21 protein-coding genes are annotated in these 21,212 nt (G+C 49.4%); 11 read left to right on the top strand and 10 right to left on the bottom strand.

What is annotated here, in order from left to right; translation table 11 throughout:
• Positions 1–453: 453 nt before the first annotated feature.
• Positions 454–2,064, top strand: coding sequence for a tetratricopeptide repeat protein (locus BOO20_RS08095; RefSeq protein WP_076791936.1), 1,611 nt, complete (start codon positions 454–456; stop codon positions 2,062–2,064).
• A gap of 210 nt (positions 2,065–2,274) precedes the next feature.
• Here the strand turns inward: BOO20_RS08095 and BOO20_RS08090 are convergent, their stop codons facing one another.
• The 6 genes from BOO20_RS08090 to hisF form a co-directional block, all read right to left on the bottom strand.
• Positions 2,275–3,690 (bottom strand): hypothetical protein, encoded by a 1,416-nt coding sequence (locus tag BOO20_RS08090; protein WP_076791934.1) that lies wholly within the window; start codon positions 3,688–3,690, stop codon positions 2,275–2,277.
• Positions 3,691–3,694: 4 nt separating this feature from the next.
• Positions 3,695–4,273 (bottom strand): hypothetical protein, encoded by a 579-nt coding sequence (locus BOO20_RS08085; protein ID WP_076791932.1) that lies wholly within the window; start codon positions 4,271–4,273, stop codon positions 3,695–3,697.
• Between the two features lie 16 nt (positions 4,274–4,289).
• Complete coding sequence (locus BOO20_RS08080) at positions 4,290–5,864, bottom strand: cell wall metabolism sensor histidine kinase WalK (protein WP_076791930.1); 1,575 nt, start codon at positions 5,862–5,864, stop codon at positions 4,290–4,292.
• 15 nt (positions 5,865–5,879) lie between these two features.
• Positions 5,880–6,548 (bottom strand): response regulator transcription factor, encoded by a 669-nt coding sequence (locus BOO20_RS08075; protein WP_076791929.1) that lies wholly within the window; start codon positions 6,546–6,548, stop codon positions 5,880–5,882.
• Positions 6,549–6,562: 14 nt separating this feature from the next.
• The gene (locus BOO20_RS08070; protein WP_076791927.1) at positions 6,563–7,096 is read right to left on the bottom strand and encodes a DUF4405 domain-containing protein; all 534 of its coding nucleotides are present in this window, start codon (positions 7,094–7,096) and stop codon (positions 6,563–6,565) included.
• Positions 7,097–7,343: 247 nt separating this feature from the next.
• On the bottom strand, positions 7,344–8,099 hold the full coding sequence (gene hisF / locus BOO20_RS08065; protein ID WP_076791926.1) for an imidazole glycerol phosphate synthase subunit HisF: 756 nt from the start codon (positions 8,097–8,099) through the stop codon (positions 7,344–7,346).
• Positions 8,100–8,228: 129 nt separating this feature from the next.
• Here hisF and BOO20_RS08060 point away from each other — a divergent pair, with 129 nt between their 5' ends.
• From BOO20_RS08060 to BOO20_RS08035, 6 genes are read left to right on the top strand one after another with little or no spacing between them, the layout of a single operon-like run.
• On the top strand, positions 8,229–8,579 hold the full coding sequence (locus tag BOO20_RS08060; RefSeq protein WP_076791924.1) for a hypothetical protein: 351 nt from the start codon (positions 8,229–8,231) through the stop codon (positions 8,577–8,579).
• A gap of 15 nt (positions 8,580–8,594) precedes the next feature.
• Positions 8,595–9,656: an NAD(P)/FAD-dependent oxidoreductase gene (locus tag BOO20_RS08055; RefSeq protein WP_076791923.1), complete on the top strand. Its 1,062-nt coding sequence runs from the start codon at positions 8,595–8,597 to the stop codon at positions 9,654–9,656.
• Positions 9,637–10,590, top strand: coding sequence for a 1,4-dihydroxy-2-naphthoate polyprenyltransferase (locus BOO20_RS08050; RefSeq protein ID WP_076791921.1), 954 nt, complete (start codon positions 9,637–9,639; stop codon positions 10,588–10,590). The genes BOO20_RS08055 and BOO20_RS08050 overlap by 20 nt, the downstream gene beginning before the upstream one ends.
• Entirely contained in the window at positions 10,566–11,441 is an 876-nt protein-coding gene (locus tag BOO20_RS08045; RefSeq protein WP_076791920.1) for a carbon-nitrogen hydrolase, read from the top strand. The genes BOO20_RS08050 and BOO20_RS08045 overlap by 25 nt, the downstream gene beginning before the upstream one ends.
• A gap of 45 nt (positions 11,442–11,486) precedes the next feature.
• Positions 11,487–12,749: a M48 family metallopeptidase gene (locus BOO20_RS08040; RefSeq protein ID WP_076791948.1), complete on the top strand. Its 1,263-nt coding sequence runs from the start codon at positions 11,487–11,489 to the stop codon at positions 12,747–12,749.
• A 9-nt stretch (positions 12,750–12,758) separates the two neighbouring features.
• Positions 12,759–13,808, top strand: a complete 1,050-nt coding sequence (locus BOO20_RS08035; protein WP_076791918.1) for an agmatine/peptidylarginine deiminase — start codon at positions 12,759–12,761, stop codon at positions 13,806–13,808.
• 84 nt (positions 13,809–13,892) lie between these two features.
• Here the strand turns inward: BOO20_RS08035 and mdh are convergent, their stop codons facing one another.
• The 3 genes from mdh to rplU all read right to left on the bottom strand — a co-directional run bounded on the left by mdh (position 13,893) and on the right by rplU (position 15,558).
• On the bottom strand, positions 13,893–14,825 hold the full coding sequence (mdh, locus tag BOO20_RS08030; protein WP_006366203.1) for a malate dehydrogenase: 933 nt from the start codon (positions 14,823–14,825) through the stop codon (positions 13,893–13,895).
• Between the two features lie 147 nt (positions 14,826–14,972).
• Positions 14,973–15,227, bottom strand: coding sequence for a 50S ribosomal protein L27 (rpmA, locus tag BOO20_RS08025; RefSeq protein WP_006366202.1), 255 nt, complete (start codon positions 15,225–15,227; stop codon positions 14,973–14,975).
• Positions 15,228–15,267: 40 nt separating this feature from the next.
• On the bottom strand, positions 15,268–15,558 hold the full coding sequence (rplU, locus tag BOO20_RS08020; RefSeq protein ID WP_076791916.1) for a 50S ribosomal protein L21: 291 nt from the start codon (positions 15,556–15,558) through the stop codon (positions 15,268–15,270).
• Positions 15,559–15,876: 318 nt separating this feature from the next.
• Here rplU and mutS point away from each other — a divergent pair, with 318 nt between their 5' ends.
• The 4 genes from mutS to BOO20_RS12870 all read left to right on the top strand — a co-directional run bounded on the left by mutS (position 15,877) and on the right by BOO20_RS12870 (position 20,951).
• Positions 15,877–18,504, top strand: a complete 2,628-nt coding sequence (mutS, locus tag BOO20_RS08015) for a DNA mismatch repair protein MutS (RefSeq protein ID WP_076791947.1) — start codon at positions 15,877–15,879, stop codon at positions 18,502–18,504.
• Complete coding sequence (locus BOO20_RS08010; protein WP_076791914.1) at positions 18,504–19,934, top strand: radical SAM protein; 1,431 nt, start codon at positions 18,504–18,506, stop codon at positions 19,932–19,934. Before mutS ends, BOO20_RS08010 begins: the two co-directional genes overlap by 1 nt.
• 152 nt (positions 19,935–20,086) lie before the next feature.
• The gene (locus tag BOO20_RS08005; protein ID WP_076791913.1) at positions 20,087–20,785 is read left to right on the top strand and encodes a DUF6338 family protein; all 699 of its coding nucleotides are present in this window, start codon (positions 20,087–20,089) and stop codon (positions 20,783–20,785) included.
• Positions 20,778–20,951: a hypothetical protein gene (locus BOO20_RS12870; RefSeq protein ID WP_158068736.1), complete on the top strand. Its 174-nt coding sequence runs from the start codon at positions 20,778–20,780 to the stop codon at positions 20,949–20,951. Before BOO20_RS08005 ends, BOO20_RS12870 begins: the two co-directional genes overlap by 8 nt.
• 61 nt (positions 20,952–21,012) lie before the next feature.
• Here the strand turns inward: BOO20_RS12870 and BOO20_RS13145 are convergent.
• On the bottom strand, positions 21,013–21,212 hold a 200-nt coding region (locus tag BOO20_RS13145; protein WP_233120926.1), incomplete at its 5' end, for a hypothetical protein.

Here is a 21,212-nt window from a genome sequence, read left to right as displayed (position 1 = left end):
CGTCCCATCTCTTGTTTAATCTCGCTTTCACAGTTATGGAGGAGCCTGTTTTACTTGCAGGTCGGCAATCGTGGCGCACACTTGATCAGGTGGCATCAAAAGCGCTGAAGTCTGCTCAATGTCTGATTAACCGCATCTTTGCTGCAGTGCAGTAATTATCTGTAATCAAAAACATAAGAAGCAGGAGCCCTTATGACTTATAAAAAGCGTTGTTCTGTGCTATATTTTATTTATTGCGAAATATTGGATGTTTTTATATAATTCAATTGTTGCATTTACGTGGTCATGGTATAGTTTTATATAAAAAATATATAAAAGATTTCATTTCGTATATGTTTTATGTGTATAGCAAAAATGTTGTTTTGAGGTTTGAATGTGTTGCTTAAGGGTGTTTGAAGTGGTGTTTGACATAAAAAGCATCCTAAGTAGGATAAATGCTGACATCTTGCAGAGATGAAAAAGGTTATTACATCAAGCATAGCTCGATCGGTATTCCGCATCAAAGCCAGTAATTGTCTCTTTTACGAAGTTTTTGTGCCTTTGCGGAAGCTTTGTGTATTCCTCCTTTCCGCCCTGTTGCTCTTGACTCCAGCCATGGAGTCTCTGTGGGCAAAAACTGCCGCTGAAATATTCCAGGAAGTCTCAAATAGTGTTGTGGTGATTCACAACTATGATAACAGCAACAAATTGCAAAGTCTGGGCAGTGGTATTGTAATCTCCTCCGGCCATGTTATTACCAACTATCATGTCATTGAAAAAGCCGGTCGCCTTACGGTTCTCTATCAGGGCAAAGAGTATCCTGCAAAACCGGCCTATATTGACAGGTTCAGGGATGTCTGCTCACTTGATGTATCCGGCCTTGAAGCTTCAAAACTTGTTCTTGGTGATACCAATCAGCTCAAGGTCGGCTCAACTGTCTATGCCATCGGCGCTCCTCAGGGTCTGGAACTGACCTTTTCCGACGGCATTATTTCCGGTTTGCGGGATGTGGACAAAGGTCACTATATCCAGACCACGGCACCGATATCACTTGGTTCAAGCGGCGGCGGCCTCTTTGATGAAGAGGGCAGATTGATCGGCATACCGACCTATTTTTTCAAGCAGGGTCAGCAGTTGAATTTCGCACTGCCGGTTGAGTGGATTACAGACCTGCCTAACCGCCATGCTGTTGCCAATCAGGTAAACAGAGTGGATTCGGACTGGATCTATCAAGTCAATTCGCTTGAAGAAAAGCAGGATTGGGGAGGAATGATTGTTCTCTGTACAAAGTGGACCGCGCAGGTACCCTCAAGCAGTGACGCATGGGGGTGTTTGGGGTTTGCTCATCTCCAGAAAGGAGATTTGGCCCTGGCTATAGATGCCCTGCAGAATGCGATCAGGCTTCGTCCCGATTATGTACACTACTGGGCTGATCTCGGGATTGCCGACGGGCGGGAAGGTGAGACCGTCAGGAAGATAGAGGCCTATCGTCAGGCAGTACGAATAAACAACAACTTTGCTCTCGGCTGGATCAATCTCGGTATTGCCTATGTCCAGAGCGGGGATTTTGACAAGGCTGTAGATTCCTACCAGCAGGCTGTGCGTATTAACCCTGATGATGCATCACTCTGGTTCAATACGGGCCTTGTATGCCGTGATGCAGGTCAGGCCGCAAAAGCGGTCGATGCTTTTGAGCATGCAGTACGCATAGCCCCTGAAACTGCCCAGTACTGGCTGAAATTAGGTGAAGCCTACGGGGTGACTGATCAGCGGCCTAAACAGATTGAGGCTTACCATGAGGCTTTACGTGTAAAACAGGATTATGATGATGCCTGGGTAAGCCTTGGTGTTGTCTATGGCATTGCCGGCAGAGAGGTTGAAGAGCGGGAGGCCTATCTGAAAGCGCTTCGCATCAATCCGGGTCACAATGCTGCCCTGTTCAACCTCGGCAAGGATTACCTGGAGCACAACAACCGGGAGGAGGCCCGGGAGATCTATTCCCGCCTCAAGCGGCTCAACCCCGAGCTTGCCCAACTGTTTTTTACTGACTTAAACAAGCTGATGTACCCGAAAACAGCTCTGTAACGCTTGCCTGGCCAAACTACTCATTCATTCGACCCATACACAGACAACTATTACCGCTTTGCATGTGAACCTTTTCCATTGATTAAAAGTGGAACCCTGCTGTTTTTGCTGTCTTTAGTTTTTTCCTCTCTGATCATCTCATAGCTCAAAAGCTGTTTGTATAGCGGTTCGCAGGTGAACGAATCGCGTAACTGATTTATGATGAGCCCTTTAGTCATCACCCCGTTCCCGGCTGCTCCGATGGCATTTTACACAGTTCTGATAGTTGTAGATGCCCTCTTCACGATGCTCTGCCGCTATCCTTGAGGGTGAGTGCTCATGGCAGTTATAGCAGGTATACTTTTTGTAGTTGCCTGACTCGGGATGGCAGGTGGCACAGCTTGCCCTGTGGTCACGGTCGAGCACAAAATATCTGTTGTGATTGAATGTTGCCGGTTTCCACTTTTTCGTGCTGTGGCATGTGCTGCAGTTCGCCTGCGACGAGCGATGCATACTGTCATTCGGCTGGTCGCCCTTGTGGCATGAGATGCACTGTTTGCCATTTATTCCGCTCACCCTGCTATGGTTAAAGGTGGCGGGTTTCCATGTTCTGGTGGTGTGGCACTCTGAACAAGCTGCGTTGTATTTGCGATGCAGGTCGTCATTGGGGCGGTCGCTTCTGTGGCAGGAGATGCATTGACCTGCACTTCCGCTGCCAAGCCTGCCATGACTGAAGGTAGCCGGTTTCCATTTACCTGTTGAATGGCACACTCCGCAGTTTGCCTGTGACGAGCGGTGCAGATTGTCATTCGGCTTGTCAGATCTGTGGCATGAGATACACCGGTTTTTATCAGCAGCACTCAGCTTGCCGTGACTGAAGGTTGCGGGTTTCCATTTCGTGGTCATATGGCATGCGCCACAGTTTTCCGGTGACTGACGATGCAGTTTGTCGTTCGGTTTGTCGGAGTTGTGGCAGGTGATGCACCGGGTTCTGTCTGCAGCGCTCAGTTTGTTGTGAGAGAATGTAGCGGGCAGCCATTTTCTCGTACCGTGGCAGTTTGCACATCCAAGCTGCATGGTGCGGTGCAGATTATTATCCGGCTTGTCGGTTTTATGGCACTCGATACATTGTGATGCCATTGTGCTGTTCAGCATGCGATGATCGAATATTGCCGGTTTCCAGTGTTTTTTGCCATGGCACTCAGCGCAATTCCCTTTCGTATTGCGATGGAGGATATCTTCCGGCTTGTCATTTCTGTGACAGGCGATGCAGTTTTTCAGCAGTGCTGGAGAGATCTCTTCATGCCTGAACGGTTTAAAGGCTTTGACTGCCTTTTTCCCTTTGTGATCAGTATGGCACTCATTGCAGGAGCCTGCACTGAGACCCTTGTGAAAAAGAACCTTGCTGCTGTCAGGCGGCAGCAGTTTGCCTGCGACGTTTTTAACGCTGATATCGTTCTGTTTGTGGCAGCTTATGCACTGTACCGCTTTGGCTCCGCGAAACGGAGTATGGCAGCTCAGACAATCCCGACTCAGTGTCTGATGGCCGCGCATCAGTGGGCCCGGAGTAACCAGCACTTCAGGGAAAGCTACAGCCAGAGCGCCGAGAATAATGGCTGAAGTGATAAAAACTAATAGTGGTTTCAACAGATTACCTCCAGTTCCAGAAGAAAAATATGGTAAGTATATGGGTCAGGGTCAGGGCTATAAGAAATGAGACCATCGGCATATGGACGCTTCTCCATTTCTCAAGAGTTTTTACCGTAAGGGTATCCCAATACTGCTGCTGCTCAATGTTGTCGTCAACGTCGCCATTGCGTCCAAGCGCCTTCATTTTTTCCTTTACCTCCTCCTTGACCCTTTTTAGAAGATGCTGTCCGACATGGCCGCTGGCGGTAACCACCATCATGAGGGTCGTAGCCGTCCACGGTATAACGGCGTTGAAGTGAACTCCTGAATGAACAAGAATCATCAGTGTCCCGATCCATCCTGAATGGCAGTGCAGTCTGAGAAATAACTTCATGGGGCCATTCAGGATCAGCTTCTTTTTTCTCGCTGAATATATAAATGAGAATGCAAGAGAGAGGGTGCCTGCGATGCCGAGATATCGTCCTATCCAGACCAGATTCAGGGCATGCAGGATAGAGTCAAGAGCTATAGCCGCAAGAATCAGCAGGAGGTAAGAGATTGTCAGCGGTATAGTTCGCTGTACAAGTACGGATTTCCACATTATTCAGTAGTGTTAATCATGAGTGACTGTTGGTTTGCAGGGGGTCATTTGTTGCACCTGCTGCGGCTGACTGGAATGTCAGCGTAAAGGTCGTTCCACGGTTTTTTTCACTGCTCAGTGTCACCATGATATCCTGCATGTCGGCAAGTTTTTTTACAATTGATAGTCCAAGTCCGAATCCTCCAGTGCTTGAGCTTCTCGATTCATCAACCCGATAAAAGCGTTCAAATACCGCATTCAGTTTCTCTTCAGGTATGCCGATTCCCTGGTCGGAAACGGTACAGACAATTGCATTCTCCTGTTGCTGTGTACCAAGAGTTATCGAAGATCCCTCGGGAGAGTATTTGATGGCATTGGTGAGAATATTCTCGAAAATCATATCAAGCATTGCCGGGTCAGCTGCGACTTTTACGTTGTCAAGCAGATCAGCCGTGATGGAAATATTCTTTTCATAAGCAGAGGGCTGAATTCTGGCAATGACATCCTCAAGGTGAGGGGTAAGCATGAGCAGCTCGATATTGGGTTTTACCTTGCTCCCCTCGTTTCTGGCAAGTACAAGAAGCTGGTCGATGAGTCGGGCCATACGATTTAACTCCGTAAGGCAGAAGTGAATTCTGCTTTCATAGTGCTCACGCTCTCTCGGTTTTCGTACAAGCACTTCAAGTGTGCCTTTAACGGCCGCCAACGGGGTTTTTAGCTCATGGGATGCATCGGAGGTAAACTGTTTTTCACGCTGAAAAGCCTCCTCCATCCGGTCAAGCAGGCCGTTGATCGTTGCAGATAGACGGTAGAGCTCATCATGATGGAAGGGCAGCACAATCCGCTCATGCAGATTTGACTGGGTCATTTTTTCTGCTGTGGCAATGATCCTTTCAACCGGTCGAATGCTTTTTCCTGCGATCAGACGGGTAAGAGCAAAGAGGGTGAGAATAATGACGGGAAAGGCAAAGAGAAAAATATTCTGCAGATCATGCAGCACAATCAGTGCGTTTTTCAGCGGGAGGGCTACAATAAGGTAGCCCTCTGTGACCCCGTCAAGATTGACAAGCGGTACCTGTGCCTGGCGAACCAGTGACCCGCCTAAACTCGTGTTGAAATACTCTTTGCCTTTCCGGTTCGGATCGAATGACAGAACACACCATGACAGGGTCGATGATTTATTGAGAACCTCCCCTTTTGTATCAACGATCTGGATAAATTCGGTATCAAGATTCGAGTTGTCATTATTTTCTTTAACGGTTTCGTTACTGCTCTTGTCCTTGTTGTCGTTATCATGGTCATTGTCAAGGATATTGTCATGGTCATTGGTATCAAGGTTCCGGATGCTTTCGAAATCCTTCACTATGGCGTACCCTTTGAAATCATGAGTGGTGACATTGGCATCCGAGAGTACTTCCAGAACCTCTTTTTTGATCTCGTCATCGAATTGTTTATAGACGATGCTTTCCACTGTGAAGTAGATGATCATAAAGACCATGGCAATCAGAAATCCGGTTGCTGCGGTATAATAGAAGGCAATCCGGTTTCGCAGGCTGAATTCGGGCACTTTGTTGAGTGAACCGAGTTTATTTCGGGCTGATTTTATTGGCATGTTTATGGCAGATGATCAGGATTCCCGGACGATATAGCCAACTCCACGGATGGTTTGAATAATGTTTCCGCATCCGACGCTTTCAAGTTTACGGCGAAGAAAGGTGATATAGACGTCAATGACGGAGGTATCCGAATCGAAATGGATATCCCAGACATGCTCAATAATGCGGCTGCGTGTGCAAACACGGTCTTTGTTGCGGATGAGATATTCAAGCAGCGCAAACTCCTTCGGTGTCAGGGTAAGTTCTGTTGTGGCACAGAACACCTGATGTGTAACGGGATTGATCGTCAGATTTCCGACACTCAATGACTCTTCAACACGATTTGCCGTTCTGAGCTGAACCCTGATTCGGGCCAGCAGCTCTTCAAACTCGAAAGGCTTTTTAATGTAGTCGTTGGCGCCCGCGTCAAGACCGAATACCACATCTTCCAGTGTATCCTTTGCTGTCAGAAAGAGAATGGGAACGGTACTCCCCCCTTTTCGTACCTGCCGGCAAACCTCGATGCCGCTCAGTGCGGGAATCATCCAGTCAATAATGAGCAGGTCGTACTCGTTGGTTACGGCCATGTCGAGCCCGGTTCTGCCATCATGGGCAAGATCAACGGCAAAGTACTCCTCTTCAAGTCCGTCCTTGAGAAATCTGGCTATTCCAGGCTCATCTTCAATGATAAGAAGTCTCATAAGTTTGAATATTGTTAGTCGCGTGTACCATTTTTCTGACTGGAAGCTTCTAATAGTGAAGCAAGCACTTCGTTCTCTTTTTTGCTGTTGTCGCGAGCGATCTCCTCAACCGTTAATGCCGGACTCTTTACAACAATACCGTTTTTTCCGAGCTTTTCAATCAGGAGTCCGGGAGAGGTTTTCAGAACGAGGGCAACGGTGTTCAGTGATGATGTTTCAAGTGCCTGTGCTGCATTTTTGGCGGTCTGTTCTTTTCCACCCTCTTTTTCATCTTCACCGAAGAGAGGCAGAAGGGAGGCTATGGTGACAAGAAGCGCTGTCGCTATAATGGCTAATGCCGGTTTCTTTGAGAAATATCCGGTGAATTGTTTCCAGTTGGAGAGAAGATGCAGAAGAACTCCGCCGACAAGGAGCCAGCTCAGCCACTTGTGGACATCCTCAACCATGCCGATCTCAATGTCAAAAAAGATTAAAAGACCGGTAACAGCTGAAATGGTAAATGCTCCGGAGGCAAGAGGTGTTGCCCAGGATTTCATGGATGCTTTCATGGGATCTTGATGTGTAAGCAGTTTGATAAAGTATCAATAATAACAGAATCAAATGTAGCCCTGAAATTCTTAAAGGAGTATAAGCCACAACTTAAATTTCCCTTAAAAAAACAGTCGCATCCTCGCGGCATGTGGTTGAATCCATGCCGATTTCCATGGCCCGGTTCCGGCTTGTCAAACCGGAGCGCTGCCGTACGGAGTTCGGATGCCGGTGATGATATGAGTGATGTAATAATGCCGGAGGGGGTCAGAGCCTGACAGGAATCCCCCTTTCATGGAGATACTCCTTTGCTTCACGGATTGAGTGCTGGCGGAAGTGGAAGATAGAGGCTGCCAGTGCCGCATCGGCATGACCTTTGGTAAATCCCTCATAGAGATGCTCCAGGTTGCCTGCACCGCCGGATGCAATGACCGGGATATGAACAGCGGTAGAGATCCGGGCAAGTATCTCATTATCATAACCCTCTTTGGTGCCATCACGGTCCATGCTGGTAAGCAGAATCTCGCCGGCGCCGAGTTCCTGGACTTTTTGTGCCCATTCAAGTGCTTCCAGACTAACCGGATTTTTACCGGAATGGGTATGGACGATGTACTCCGTGCCTATTTTTTTGATATCAATAGCAACAACAACGGCCTGTGACCCGTATTTCTCGGCGATCCGCGTGATCAGTTCCGGATCGTTCACTGCGGCAGTGTTTACCGAGACCTTGTCCGCTCCGTGAAGAAAAACCTCCCTGGCGCGTTCAACGGAGTTGATGCCGCCGCCGACGGTGAGCGGAATAAAGATTTCACCGGAAACTTTCAGTACCTCTTCAAGTGTTGTTCTGCGTGATTCGAGTGATGCTGAAATATCAAGAAACACCAGTTCGTCAGCCAGTTCGTTATTATAGAACCGGGCCTGTTCAAGGATGGAACCGGCATCTCTCAATCCTTCAAAATTAATTCCTTTGACAACCCTGCCGTCCCGAACGTCGAGACAGGGTATAATCCGCTTGGCTAACATGGTTCTCTTGCTGAGTGCTGTTGTTGAAACTGTGACACAAGAAAACTATAAAGATTGAACTCTTCAACAATATTTTAATGATTATATTTCCGCACACTCAACCCGGAAGCAAAAAAAGATGGAGAAGTAATGAAATTTCCTGTTTGTGAATACGCTCAGTCAGAGGAGGGGTTTTACTCCCAGTGCGCATCATGTCCTATCGATTCGGCATCATCAGGCTGTGCACTTGATGAACTTGAAGATGGCAACTATCTCTTTGAAGGCCAGACACCTCACGGAGGAGTAAAGGCGCTGTTTTTATTTAAAAATAATGAAGGCGACAAGGTGCGAAAGCGGGATGCCGTTCATGTGGAGATCCATGAGCTTGATCATGAGGAGCAGCTGATTGCGGTTCTTTACGGCATGGTTGACCCCCAGGGGATGATCTACCTGAAAAAATCGGGACCTGAAAGAGCGCACAGTCAGGAAAATATCCAGTAATCCGGTATCCAACTCATGCCCTTAAATAAACTTTATTTTGACGGTGGTGAAGAGATCCGCGACCTGACCATTGTTGGCGGAGGACCTACCGGCATTTTTGCCGCATTCCAGTGCGGAATGAATAATATAAGCTGTCGTATTATTGAAAGTATGCCGCTTCTTGGAGGGCAGCTTGCCGCCCTCTATCCCGAAAAACATATCTATGATGTAGCCGGGTTTCAGGAAGTTCCTGCAGCCGGACTTGTCGAGAGCTTGTGGAAGCAGACCGAACGCTATCATCCGGAGGTCATTCTTGGCGAGACGGTTACCCGGTACAGGAAACTTGATGATGGAACATTTGAAGTGACGGTTGGATCAGGCAGGGTCTTTTTGTCAAGGGCTCTTTTGATTGCTGCAGGTCTCGGTGCTTTCTCTCCTCGCAAGCTGCCCCAGTTGCATGATATCGATCATCTTGAGGGTTCATCGGTATTTTATGCGGTCAAAAATGTCAGTGACTTTGCCGGTAAAAGGGTTGTGATTGTCGGGGGTGGCGATTCTGCTCTTGACTGGACGGTCGGCCTTCTGAACACTGCGCACTCCGTCACACTGGTGCACCGGATGCCTGATTTTCAGGGTCACGGGAAGACGGCAAGGGAGGTGCTTGAGGCAAGGGAAGAGGGACGGGTTGATGTCTATCTGAACACCGAGGTTACTTCTGTTGATTGTGAGAACGACCAGCTTACTGCGGTTCATGTCCGGACAAAGGGCGGAAAAACCCATATCCTTGAAGCTGATTGCCTGCTTCTTCTGATTGGTTTCAAGTCCAATCTCGGGCCGCTTGCCGAATGGGATCTTGAGCTTATGGACAATGCACTGGTTGTTGACAGTCATATGAAGACATCCATTGACGGACTCTATGCCGCCGGAGATATTGCCTATTATCCCGGCAAGCTGAAAATTATTCAGACCGGGTTGAGTGATGCGGCCATGGCTGTGCGTCACAGTCTTACCTATATAAAACCGGGCGAAAAAATCCGCCACACCTTCAGCAGTGTGAAAGCCGCAAAGGAAAAGAAGAATGCCCCTGAAAATGGATGAATCCGTTTTTCCGATAGAGTCGCCCTTTCACTCCTGGATGCTGGCCATCCGTCCGAAAACACTTCCGGCCGGTGCGGTGCCGGTTCTGCTGGGCTCCGCACTCGCGGCTGCTGACGGCCGGTTTCAACTCCTTCCGGCTCTTGTTGCGCTCATCTGTGCTCTCGGCATTCAGGTGGCGACCAATTTCATCAATGAGATCTATGACTTTCGCAAGGGAGCCGATACGGCTGAACGACTCGGGCCGACAAGGACTGTGGCCGCAGGGCTTATCAGCGAGCAAACCATGATACGGGTCTCTCTCTCTCTTGTTCTCGTTGTATTTCTGCTTGGTCTTTTCCTGGTTTATACAGCCGGATGGCCGATACTGGTGATCGGTTTATTCTCTCTGCTGTTTGCCTGGGGCTATACCGGAGGCCCGTATCCGATAGCCTATTCGGGTCTCGGCGACCTCTTTGTCTTTGTTTTTTTTGGCCTTGTAGCGGTTGGCGGTACCTACTATGTCCAGTCGCATGAGCTTGCCATGCCGGTACTGCTTGCCGCAGTAGCTCCGGGAGTTTTCTCGGTCAATATTCTTCTGGTCAACAATATCCGCGATATTGATACTGACCGCAAGGTTGGCAAAATGACGCTTCCTGCCCGTATAGGTGCCGTTTACGCACGTCGTCTCTATGTGGCACTAACCGTTGTAGCCTATCTTGTCCCTCTGTTACTCTATCTGGAAGGGTACTCGGTGTTTGGTCTCCTCTCATGGCTTTCACTGCCGCTGGCCTTCCGTATGAAGAGGGAGCTCTACAGGAGTGAGGGGAGGGAGTTGAACCATGTACTGGCAGGTACCGGAAAGCTCATGACGCTCTTCGGGATTCTTCTTTCCCTTGGTATTCTCATTCAATACAAACACCTCGTTCAGTCATGCATTCCGAAACCGTACCCATAGCACTTGTACAGGCCCGCGCAGATAGTGATCCGGCTGCAAATCTTGCGAATGCATGCCTCCAAATAAGGGCGGCTGCGGCAAAGGGCGCGAGGATAATCTGTTTGCAGGAGCTCTTTACAACGCGCTATTTCTGCCAGACAGAGGCCTATGAACCGTTTGGTTTTGCTGAATCGATTCCCGGTCCTTCAACACTTGTTCTGCAGCAGCTTGCCCGTGAGCTTGAGGTTGTTCTTGTTGCCTCACTCTTTGAAAAGAGAACCCGGGGACTCTATCACAACACTGCAGCGGTGATTGACGCTGATGGAAGTTATCTCGGCAAGTACCGAAAGATGCATATTCCTGATGATCCCGGATTTTACGAGAAGTTCTATTTTACTCCGGGCGATCTGGGCTACAAGGTCTTTAAAACTCGATACGCTACCATCGGTGTTTTGATCTGCTGGGATCAATGGTACCCTGAAGCGGCAAGGCTTACGGCTCTCAAGGGTGCGGAGATTATTTTTTATCCTACAGCCATAGGATGGGCGGCTGATGAAGAGTCGGAAGCGGTGCGCCGTTCGCAGCAGGTGGCATGGAAAACCATGCAGTTGAGTCATGCCGTGGCCAATGGCGTTTTTGTTGCAGCGGCTAACCGGGTTGGTACTGAAGGTGATCTGGAGTTCTGGGGCAACAGCTTTGTCTGTGATCCCTTCGGGCAGATCATTGAGGAAACGGCTCATCAGGATGAAACCATTCTCTTTGCCGAGTGTGACCGCAGCAGGATAGGATTTTACCGTTCGCACTGGCCTTTTCTGCGTGACCGCAGAATTGAAACCTATGGAGAACTTCAGAGCCGGTACCTTGATGAGTGACCGGATTGACCTGCATGAACCTTTTTTTCTTCATTACCTGACATGATGAACATATTCGCTACGGTTGTATTTTTTGCGCTGCTCACGACTTTTCTGCTTAAACTTGTTTCCGAACTGCTCAATCTCAAAGCGTCGGAAGCGCCGGTTCCCCAGGAATTTACCGGCCTGTTTGATGAGGAGGCAAGCCGGAAATCAAGGGAGTATCTTCGAGCCACAACGACGCTCTCTTTATGCAGCGCGGCCTTTGATCTTGCCCTTCTCCTCCTCTTCTGGTTCAGCCGGGGATTCAATCTGCTCGACAATCTTCTGAGGGGTTTCGGATATGATGCGGTTGTTACCGGAGTGCTCTATATCGGCATCCTGCTTCTCGTGCAGTCACTCCTTGATCTGCCGTTCAGTATCTACAGAACATTTGTTATTGAGGAGAAATTCGGCTTTAACAAGACCACTCCCTCCGTTTTTGCGGCTGATCTTTTTAAAACCCTGCTGCTTGCCCTTCTTCTCGGGACCCCTCTTCTCTATGCGGTGCTCTGGTTTTTTGAGACGACAGGCCCCCTTGCCTGGCTCTGGGCCTGGTGCGGCGTTACAACGCTCTCCCTTCTGCTCCAGTATGTGGCACCAACATGGATCATGCCACTTTTTAACAAGTTTGTTCCGCTTGAAGAGGGTGAATTGAAGCGTGCTATCATGCACTATGCCGAAACAGTGCATTTCCCGCTTGCCGGAATTTATGTTATTGACGGCTCCCGCCGGTCAGCTAAAGCAAATGCTTTTTTTACCGGTTTCGGTAAACGAAAGAGAATAGCCCTTTTCGATACCCTTATTTCAGGCCATCCGGTTGATGAACTGGTTGCCGTGCTTGCCCACGAAATAGGACATTTCAAGAAAAAACATATTATCATCAGCATGGTGCTGAGTATCGTCAATCTTGGCGCGCTTTTTTTTCTGCTCTCGCTTTTCATGAATAACCGCCAGCTTTTTGATGCGTTTTTCATGATTAATCTCTCCGTGTATGGAAGTCTGATTTTTTTTATGCTGCTCTACACTCCGGTGGAGCTGATACTCTCTGTTTTTTTGCAGGTTCTTTCAAGAAAACATGAGTATGAGGCTGATTTTTATGCGGTTTCGACGTTTGATAAAGGTGTGACTCTCGGTGATGCACTCAGAAATCTCTCCCGAAGCAATCTTTCAAATCTTACACCGCACCCCTTCTATGTATTTCTGAACTATTCACATCCTCCGGTTGTCGAGCGTATCAGGCGTATCAGAGCGCATGCGGCTGCTCTTCAGTCAACCTCCCTGAACTGATTATCTCTTATGGCTGATCCGACCTATTATATGCCTCCCGAGTGGGCTTTTCATAAAGCGACCTGGCTCTCCTGGCCTCACCGGCTTGAGTCATGGCCGGGAAAGTTTGAACCGGTACCCGCCGTGTTTGTTGAGATTGCTTCATGGCTGAGCTCTTCCGAGGAGGTGCATATCAATGTGCTCGATGAAGCAATGGAGCGGGAGGTGCTTGAACTGCTTCGGAACTCACGCCATGAGCAGCTTCGTCTGGATCGTGTTTTTCTGCACAGGATTCCGACCAATGATGCATGGTGCAGGGATCACGGGCCGAACTTCGTCTTCCGTGAGAGCGGATTTCGTAACGAGAAAGTTATTCTCGACTGGGAGTACAACGCCTGGGGGGGGAAGTATGAACCCTATGATGATGACAATGCGGTGCCGGAACGGATTGCTTTCCAGGAGCAGCTTCCGCTGGTTTCAACCGGTATTGTGCTGGAGGGGGGATCTATCGATGTCAATGGCAAGGGTCTGCTGCTGACTACCGAAGCGTGTCTGTTGAATCCAAACCGGAATCCGTTGATGAGCCGAGCCGATATCGAGCGGGAGCTCGGAAACTATCTCGGCATACAAAAAGTACTCTGGCTTGGCGATGGTATTGCCGGAGATGATACCGATGGCCATATTGACGATATGGCACGGTTTGTCAATGAGCATACCGTGGTGATCGCTGTAGAGGATGACCCGGCTGACCTGAATTACGAACCGCTACAGGAGAACTACCGGTTGCTGCAGAGTTTTACGGATATTGAGGGTAACCCTCTTCATGTCGTGAAACTTCCCATGCCCTCTCCGGTCGTTTTTGACGGGGAGCGCCTCCCGGCCAGCTATGCAAATTTTTATATCGCCAACAGTGTGGTGCTTGTGCCGACCTATCGCTGTTCACGTGACACTTTAGCCGTTGAGCTGCTGCAGAACTGTTTTCCCGGCAGGCGGGTTGTCGGGATTGATTGTTTTGATCTGGTATGGGGACTGGGGGCAATCCACTGCATTACCCATGAAGAGCCGGTGTTGCCGGTGTAGCTTTAGCCTTTTTCCCCTGCAAAAAAAGCGGCCCGGAGCCGCTTTTTTTGTTCATCAGAATATAGCATTTCCCGAAGGTGCTCTTCAGGCGAGGAGAGCGGCAAGGCTGTTACAGTTCTCCTTGACCTCGGCTGCGGATTTCTGGAGAGCTTCGAGTTCGCTCGGGGAGAGGTTGATCTCAAGAATTTGCTCAACGCCGTTTTTGCCGAGTTTGACCGGTACACCGCAGTATACATTATCAATGCCGTACTGGCCTTCAAGCGCTGTGGTACAGGGAAGAATCCGCTTGCGATCCTTGACAATAGCCTCAATCATCTCCACGGCCGAAGCTGCCGGTGCATAGAAAGCCGAACCGGTTTTCAGCAGATTGACAATTTCGATGCCACCGTTTCGTGTGCGTTCAACAATCGCGTCAATTTTATCCTGGGGAAGCAGTTCGGTCAGAGGGATACCTGCGACATTGGTATATTTTACGACAGGAACCATGGAGTCGCCGTGACCGCCAAGCACAAAGGCATTGATATCCTGCATTGATACATTCAACGCTTCTGCAATAAAGCTTCTGAACCGGGCGGCATCAAGAACGCCGGCCATACCGATAACACGCTCTTTAGGTAGTCCGCTGGTTTTTCTGGCAACATAGGTCATCACATCAAGAGGGTTTGATACCATGATGATGATCGGGTTCCGGGAGTATTTCATCACCTGGATGGTCACGTCACGGATGATCGCGGCATTTTTATTCAGAAGATCTTCGCGAGTCATTCCCGGCTTTCTTGCAAGACCGGCAGTAATAAGAATAATATCAGAATCGGCTGAGTCTTTATAGTCATTTGATCCGATAACGCAGGTGTCGAAAAGCGCTACGGCGCCTGACTCATACATGTCAAGAGCTTTGCCCTGCGGGATACCTTCCACGATGTCAATCAGTACTACTTCTTTTGCGAGTTGTTTTTCTGCAATGCGAAGTGCCGCTGTAGCCCCGACATTTCCGGCTCCGATAACGGTGATTTTCATAAAGAATCAATGATTTAAAGGTGTAAAGGATGAGATGCTGAATGATGTTTATGCCCCGGAGATCGAGCAATCAGGTTGAGCATAAAAAAAGCCGCCTTGAAGAAAAAGACGGCCTTTAAATATAAGCTTATTTTGCAGCAAGCAAAATCAGCAGGGGATGATGTTGACCTGTTTTTTGTTGTTCCTTCCGTTGCGGAAGGTGACAACGCCGTCAACAAGTGCAAATATGGTATGATCCCTGCCTAATCCGGCATTTGAGCCTGCATTGATAACCGTGCCTCTCTGGCGGACAATGATTGTTCCAGCACTGACCGTTGAACCGCCGGCAGCTTTTACGCCGAGATATTTAGGATTACTGTCGCGTCCGTTTTTGGTTGAACCGCCACCCTTTTTATGTGCCATGGGAAAAAGAAATTAACGTTAAAAATCTTGAACTGTTCTCTTAAAGGGAGATAACCTCAATCTGGGTCATCTGCTGACGGTGACCGTTTCTTGACTGGTAGCGTTTTCTGCGTTTTTTCTTGAAAACAATAACCTTGTCATCCTTGACATGATCAAGAACCTTGGCCTGAATGCTGCCTGCAGGATTCAGATTAGTATTGATACCGTCAATCTCAGCCATGGTTTTGATTTCCATGGTATCGCCGATTGCGGCTTGTTGTTTGGGCACAAAGAGCTTGTCGCCCTGTTTTACCAGAAATTGTTTATCGGAAATCTTGATCAACGCCTGCATCTTGCTCGTATTTTAGTGATAAAGGACTGAAATATAGTATTAATTCCCTCATATTCAAACATGAGCAGCGCTAAAATCCATATATCCTGCGACACTTTCTGAATGCCCTGCTTTCTCCGGCAGAGCGCCCGTTTTCAGGATCTGGATGAGGTCGCCGGCAGGAGCTTCAAGTGCTGAACAGGAGAGTATTTCCCTTTTCTGAAAGAGGTTGTTGTCGTTTGTTTATTTAGATGCGCTGAAGTAGCTTCTTCTTTTCGAGAGCGCCATGTTCCCCCGGCAACAGGGCACCTCTCTATTCAATTGTTGATGAATCTCGCTATGAGCAAAGTAAAGGGTACACAGAAAGAGCACTCGCCCATGATGCGCCAGTATCTGGAGGTCAAGGAGCGGTACCCTGAATTTTTGCTGCTTTTCCGAGTAGGGGATTTTTATGAAACCTTTTTTGAGGATGCCCGTCTGGTTTCCGGTGCACTCAATATTGTACTGACAAAGCGCTCCAACGGCTCGTCGGCTGAAGTGCCTATGGCAGGTTTTCCCCACCATGCCAGTGAGGGCTATATTGCCAAACTGGTCAAGAAAGGGTTCAAGGTTGCGGTGTGTGACCAGGTTGAAGACCCGGCAGAGGCCAAGGGGATTGTCCGTCGTGAAATTACCGATATCGTTACTCCCGGTATAACCTTCAGCGATAAAATTCTTGATGACTGTCACAACAACTATCTCTGTGCTGTGGCATTTCTCAGGGAGGGTCGTTCGACTATCGCCGGGGTTGCCTTTATTGATGTGACCACCGCTGAGTTCAGCATTGCCTCCATGGAGCCTGAGGGTGTCAGGGAGTTTCTGCTTTCACTCCATCCATCCGAAATTCTCATTTCCGCCTCAGAGCGCGCCCGGTTTGAGCAGCTGAAACAATCCTGTTCACAGGAGCTGCTCATTACCGAGCTTGATGCCTGGATGTTCGGTGAAGAACAGACCGGTGAGGTGCTTTCACGCCACTTCAAAACCCACTCCCTTAAAGGGTTCGGTATTGAGGGGAACGGTGCAGGTCGTGTTGCTGCAGGAGTTATTCTCCAGTATCTCGAAGAGACCCGGCAGAACCGCCTGCACTATATCACCCGGATCAGCGAGCTGCATGGCGATGATCATATGACGCTTGACCTGCAGACAAAGCGTAATCTTGAGATCATCTCCTCCATGCAGGATGGCACGCTCAACGGCAGTCTGCTCCAGGTGATGGACCATACCTGCAACCCCATGGGGGCGCGACTCATCCGCCGGTGGCTGCAGCGACCGCTGAGAAAAATTGAGGATATCCGGCTCCGGCTCGATGCCGTAGAGGAGTTGACTGTTTGCAGGGAGATGCGGGAGGGGCTTGGTGAAAAGCTTTCAGCCATCAATGATCTGGAACGCTCGCTTGCGCGAATTGCCACCTTCCGCACCATGCCGAGAGAGGTTCGACAACTTGGCATTTCGCTTGCCCTTATTCCCTCACTTCAGGAGCTGCTTCAGGAGGCGGCAAGCGCTCGGCTTCGCTTCCTTGCTGCCAGACTGAATCCGCTTCCCGAACTTGCCCGGCGCATTGAAGAGGCCATAGATCCCGAATCCGGAGCTTCCATGCGGGACGGGGGGTATATCAGGAGCGGCTTTCACCTGGAGCTTGATGATCTCCGCTCCATCTCTTCGACGGCCAAGGATCGTCTTATGGAGATTCAGCAGCAGGAGCGCCTCAACACCTCGATCTCCTCGCTCAAGGTACAGTTCAACAAGGTATTCGGCTACTACATCGAAATAAGCCGGGCAAACAGCGACAAGGTGCCACCATATTATGAGAAAAAGCAGACCCTTGTCAACGCCGAACGCTACACCATACCGGCCCTGAAGGAGTATGAGGAGAAGATTCTCAATGCCGAAGAGAAAAGCTTTGCGCTTGAGGCTCGTCTCTTTCACGACCTTTGTGCTGAAGTGGCCGGGCAGGCTTCCCTGATTCAGACCAATGCCTCGGTCATTGCCGAGCTTGATGCACTCTTTTCGTTTGCCTTTGCTGCCGTTCAGTACGGTTACTGCAAGCCGGAAATGAGGGATCACCGCAATCTTGAGATCATCAATGGACGCCACCCGGTGCTTGAGCGGATCATGAGCGATGATGAACCCTATGTGCAGAACGACTGCCTCTTTGATGAGAAACAGAAGATGCTCATCATCACCGGCCCCAACATGGCCGGAAAAAGCTCCTTTCTCCGTCAGACCGGCCTCATCGTCCTGCTGGCGCAGGCGGGCAGTTTTGTGCCTGCCGAACGTGCTGAAATCGGTCTTGTTGACCGGATATTTACCAGAGTCGGCGCTTCGGACAATCTTGCCTCGGGGGAGAGCACCTTTCTTGTCGAGATGAATGAAGCGGCCAGCATTCTTAACAATGCCTCATCAACAAGTCTGCTTCTGCTTGATGAGATTGGTCGCGGTACCAGCACCTTTGACGGCATGTCGATTGCCTGGTCGATGAGCGAGTATATCGCTCACGCAATAGGCGCCAGAACACTCTTTGCGACCCACTACCATGAGCTTGCCGAGCTTGAAAACCGGATTCCCGGAGTTGTGAACTATAATGCAACGGTTGTGGAGACCGCTGACCGGGTAATTTTTCTGCGAAAGATTGTTCGGGGCTCCACCGACAACAGCTACGGTATCGAGGTGGCAAAAATGGCCGGGATGCCGGCGGATGTTATTGTGCGGGCAAGGGAGATCCTTGCCGGAATGGAGAAACGTGATATCGAGATTCCTCTTGACCGTCCGCCGACGGTGAAAAGCATGCAGATCAGTCTTTTTGAAGAGTCCGACTCGCGGCTCCGCAGGGCGCTTGAGATGCTTGATCTTGACCGGCTCACTCCGATTGAAGGGCTGCTTGAACTGCAGAAGCTCCAGGATCTGGCACGCTCAAGCGGAGGCTTTTGATGAAGGATAGCGGTGGAGTTGAGAAAAAGGTACTGCTGATTTTCATCCAGGCCGACAGCGGTGTTGACGGAGCCTCATTGCTCGACAGCGCTACCGTAAAACAGGGTTTGTTCAGTTCGCTCAAGGAGCGTGCGCTCAGCAATATCATCCGCAGGGCACAGTTCGCCATTCCGCCGCTTTCGCTGATGATTCTCAGTTCGCAGCAGGTTGAGGGAGTCAGCCAGACCATCTGTGACTTGCGCTTCGAGAAGCTTCCGCTGGATCAGCACTGGGATCTGGCAGGCATCAGTGTTCAGACCGGCGCGGTGAAACCCGCCTTTGATCTTGCCCATCATCTTCGCTCAAAAGGGATCAAGGTTGTGCTTGGCGGCCCATACGTGACCATCTTTCCTGAAAACTGCCGTGATCATGCCGATGCAATCGTCATTGGAGAGGCTGACGAGATCTGGCGTGAGGTTCAGGAGGATCTTCGACGTGGAGCATTGAAGCCGGAGTACCGGGTTGAATCCTTTCCTGATCTGTCAATTGAGCGCACGGTAAGTAAAGGCGCACTTGATATTCAAAGCTACTTTACCACCAACGTGGTGCAGACCACCAGAGGGTGCCCCTATAGTTGTGACTTCTGCAATGTCCACGTTATGAACGGCCACCGCCTTCGTCACCGTCGTGTCAGTGACGTGCTCAGGGAGGTTGAACTCTTTCTCAAAGAGGACAAGCGGATCTTTTTCTTTCTTGATGATACCGTCAATGCTGATGAAGCCTATGCCCATGAACTTTTCACCGGTCTCATTCCCTTTGGTATCAAATGGGTAGGCCAGGCGACCACTGCGCTCGGTGAGCAGCCGAAGCTGCTTGAGGCGTTTGAGCGTTCAGGGTGCGGCGCGCTGCTTGTCGGCATCGAGAGCATTGAGGATGGCAGCAACCACGCCCATAAAAAATTCCACAATCCGGCAGTGCGCCAGGTAGAGTGTATTAAAAACATCCGAAAAGCGGGCATCTGCGTCTACGGCAGCTTTATCTACGGTCTTGACGGCGATACCATCGGGCTGCCGGAGAGGATAGAGTCCTTTATTGAGGAGACCGGTATTGATGTGCCCGGTATCAACCTTCTGCGGCCGATTCCCGGAACCGGTGTTTTTGATCGTCTGGCCAATGAAGGACGGCTCCTGCACGCAAGGGATGATCACGATGCTTTCAGATTCTCATGGGGTCAGGAGATGCTCTACAAACCCCTGCAGATTCCCCTTCAGGAGTTCATTCCAAGCTACACCGCGCTCACCAGACGGGTCTTCACCATAGAGAACGCCATCAAACGGGCAATGCGTGGCCCTCAGCTCCGCTCAGCCGTGCTCATGTTCAACCTGCTCTATGTGCATATGTACGGCCTCTCCCGCAAAGACCTCCACCGCCAGTTGCACGAGCTTGAGTGAGTGCTGTGCTGTGATTTTTTCTTTACGTAATAAAAATGTAAATTTCGCTTGAGGGATCGCAGAAAATTAACTGTTGATGTTTTTCTGTCATTCAATCAGGTTGTTTTACGGAAGGGAGTTGTTACCCCATTTTATTACAGGAGAAAAGATTTGTGCCTACTCTGCCAAAGATAGATGCTGTTGGTCTTAAAATATTTTTTCTGCTCATTCCCGGCATTATAGCTTTTGGGATTGTCAAGTCAATTGGGCCCAGGCGCCCAAGGTCAGATTTTGAGAGTGGACTGCAGATATTTGTTTATGGTGTTTCTTGCTATTTGATTACCGGGTTTATTGAAGGACTTTACCTGTGGCAAAATTCAACGACGGTAGAGGGAAGTTTTTGGGGAACAATCGGGAAAAGCAGCCTCGTCCTGGCGGCATTGAATCCTCAGTCGGGATTGGGAGCCGACCAAATTGCTTATGCTACAGGAATCGGTGTTATATTAGGGATATTCGTTGCTGTGCTTCAGGCATATAGCCTTCCGCACAGAATTTTACGTCTACTTGGTCTCTCCAAGCGAACAAATGAGGTTGATATTTGGGAACTGACACATAATTCACCAGATATCGATAAATGGGTGATTGTTCGTCATCATGACAATGGTAAAGTGTATCAGGGATGGGTTCAGGGGTACTCGGACGGGGGTGATGAGCGAGAGTTGCTGCTTACAGAAGTGACGGTATACGCAAAATCGATGGACACCCATGAGCTTGTTGAAGTTGATAAAATTCCTGTATTGTACCTTGGTTTGGATAGAAAAAACACGGTTCTGGAATTAGCACCAATCAAGAAAAGGAACTTCAATGATTAATCAGGACTCTTTCAAAGAGCGTGTTGTCATCAATGAGGGTGCGCTCAAAAAGAACATGAACCCACCGCCACCAAGCGGCGAACGACCTCCGCCACCCAAGGCTCAGGTTGCGCCATCGCTGCAAAACCTTCAAGCAAAATCGGCTGAGAAAAAAACAGCAGGATAAAACGCAATGGTTGACAGGAACAATCCTGAATCGCATCCTGGGTTCGCTCAGGATGCCTCTCTCAACAGAAATATGACTCCTTCGCCAGAGGGTAAACGGCCATCTCCGCCAAAGGCGCAAGAGGCACGAACACCATTACTGTCTCCACAGCAAAAAAAGGGAAACGAATACCCGGTGGGTAGTTGTGGCTGCTTGGACTTCCGGGCACCTCTATTAATTGTCGTGAGAAGCCCGAGAACAAGGCGGACGGAGCGCAGAAAC

It is taken from the genome of Chlorobium sp. KB01 (genome assembly GCF_001975465.1).
Taxonomy (GTDB): Bacteria; Bacteroidota; Chlorobiia; order Chlorobiales; family Chlorobiaceae; genus Chlorobium.
This window is presented reverse-complemented; position numbering and strand designations above follow the sequence as displayed.

Bases quoted from the DNA above. Each gene is read 5' to 3' on its own strand.
- BOO20_RS08095 (WP_076791936.1), top strand. From the start codon at position 454: ATGAAAAAGGTTATTACATCAAGCATAGCTCGATCGGTATTCCGCATC.
- BOO20_RS08085 (WP_076791932.1), bottom strand. From the start codon at position 4,273: ATGTGGAAATCCGTACTTGTACAGCGAACTATACCGCTGACAATCTCT.
- BOO20_RS08080 (WP_076791930.1), bottom strand. From the start codon at position 5,864: ATGCCAATAAAATCAGCCCGAAATAAACTCGGTTCACTCAACAAAGTG.
- BOO20_RS08075 (WP_076791929.1), bottom strand. From the start codon at position 6,548: ATGAGACTTCTTATCATTGAAGATGAGCCTGGAATAGCCAGATTTCTC.
- BOO20_RS08070 (WP_076791927.1), bottom strand. From the start codon at position 7,096: ATGAAAGCATCCATGAAATCCTGGGCAACACCTCTTGCCTCCGGAGCA.
- hisF (WP_076791926.1), bottom strand. From the start codon at position 8,099: ATGTTAGCCAAGCGGATTATACCCTGTCTCGACGTTCGGGACGGCAGG.
- BOO20_RS08060 (WP_076791924.1), top strand. From the start codon at position 8,229: ATGAAATTTCCTGTTTGTGAATACGCTCAGTCAGAGGAGGGGTTTTAC.
- BOO20_RS08055 (WP_076791923.1), top strand. From the start codon at position 8,595: ATGCCCTTAAATAAACTTTATTTTGACGGTGGTGAAGAGATCCGCGAC.
- BOO20_RS08050 (WP_076791921.1), top strand. From the start codon at position 9,637: ATGCCCCTGAAAATGGATGAATCCGTTTTTCCGATAGAGTCGCCCTTT.
- BOO20_RS08045 (WP_076791920.1), top strand. From the start codon at position 10,566: ATGCATTCCGAAACCGTACCCATAGCACTTGTACAGGCCCGCGCAGAT.
- BOO20_RS08040 (WP_076791948.1), top strand. From the start codon at position 11,487: ATGAACATATTCGCTACGGTTGTATTTTTTGCGCTGCTCACGACTTTT.
- BOO20_RS08035 (WP_076791918.1), top strand. From the start codon at position 12,759: ATGGCTGATCCGACCTATTATATGCCTCCCGAGTGGGCTTTTCATAAA.
- mdh (WP_006366203.1), bottom strand. From the start codon at position 14,825: ATGAAAATCACCGTTATCGGAGCCGGAAATGTCGGGGCTACAGCGGCA.
- rpmA (WP_006366202.1), bottom strand. From the start codon at position 15,227: ATGGCACATAAAAAGGGTGGCGGTTCAACCAAAAACGGACGCGACAGT.
- rplU (WP_076791916.1), bottom strand. From the start codon at position 15,558: ATGCAGGCGTTGATCAAGATTTCCGATAAACAATTTCTGGTAAAACAG.
- mutS (WP_076791947.1), top strand. From the start codon at position 15,877: ATGAGCAAAGTAAAGGGTACACAGAAAGAGCACTCGCCCATGATGCGC.
- BOO20_RS08010 (WP_076791914.1), top strand. From the start codon at position 18,504: ATGAAGGATAGCGGTGGAGTTGAGAAAAAGGTACTGCTGATTTTCATC.
- BOO20_RS12870 (WP_158068736.1), top strand. From the start codon at position 20,778: ATGATTAATCAGGACTCTTTCAAAGAGCGTGTTGTCATCAATGAGGGT.